This is a genomic window from Parafrankia discariae (assembly GCF_000373365.1).
Lineage (GTDB): Bacteria > Actinomycetota > Actinomycetes > Frankiales > Frankiaceae > Parafrankia > Parafrankia discariae.
In genome coordinates this window covers 1-1,010 of record NZ_KB891207.1, presented here as the reverse complement: position 1 = coordinate 1,010, position 1,010 = coordinate 1, and the positions used below count along the sequence as shown (strand labels likewise).

Below are 1,010 nucleotides of genomic sequence, written 5' to 3'. Positions count from 1 at the left end.
GGTCCCCAAACTCACCTACATTCGATCTTGACCCGAAGATCGAATGGTCCCCGTTCTCACCTACATCTGGTCCCCGTTCTCACTTGCAAAGCCACATCCCATCGCTGATCGGCAGTCCACTTTCTGGAGAACTCCGTGAGTCATCTGCTCCACCTCGATGCCAGCGCGCGACCGGGATCGGTCTCCCGTCGGCTCTCCGCCGCCTTCGCCGAGGTCTGGCAGGAGAACAACCCCACCGGTCAACGCACCTACCGAGATCTCGCGGCACGACCGCTCGCGCACGTCGACTCCGCCCAGGTCGAGATCATGACCCGGCTGGAGGCGGCCGGCGAGCGTGACCTCGACACCGCGCGGACCGCGGCGACGACGGAGGCCGAGCGGGCGAGCTGGGCTGTCACCTGGCCGCTGGTCGAGGATCTGATCGCCGCGGACACGGTGCTGATCGGTCTGCCGATGTACAACTTCTCGGTGCCGTCGAGCTTCAAGGCGTGGTTCGACCGGGTGGCGATCCCGCCGCTCATCATCGACCACGCGACCAGCCAGGGGCCGCTGAGCGGTACCCGGGTCGTGGTCGTCACCGCGCGTGGCGGTGCCTACGGGCCGGGTACGCCCCGCGCGGGCTTCGACTTCCAGGAGCCGTACCTGAGGGCGGCGTTCGGCATGCTCGGTCTCGCCGACGACCTCACCTTCGTCCACGCCGAGTTGACCAAGTCCGAACACGTCCCACGGCTGGCCGGTTTCCGGGAGAAGGCCGCCGACTCCCTGGCCGCGGCGCTGGACGCGGTCGCCGAGGCCGCCACGGCCTAGTACGGCGTCGTCAGGTGACCGAAGGCGCTCGTGTTCCTTGTCCTGGTAGTCGGTTCTTGGCCTGCGTCGACGTAGGTTCTTCGGCCCGGATGACCGAGACGAGGCAGGTCGCCGGGTGCGGTCCGCGGTGCGGCAACCGGAGGATTGTCGGCGCGGGTCATCAGAAGGCTGCGGGTACCGGTCCGTGGCTGGTGACCACGCCG

General features: G+C 68.0%; 1 protein-coding gene. It reads left to right on the top strand.

The features are described 5' to 3' along the window. The first annotated feature begins 135 nt into the window (after positions 1-135). Positions 136-807, top strand: a complete 672-nt coding sequence (locus B056_RS0111440; RefSeq protein WP_018501995.1) for an FMN-dependent NADH-azoreductase — start codon at positions 136-138, stop codon at positions 805-807. Positions 808-1,010 lie beyond the last annotated feature (203 nt).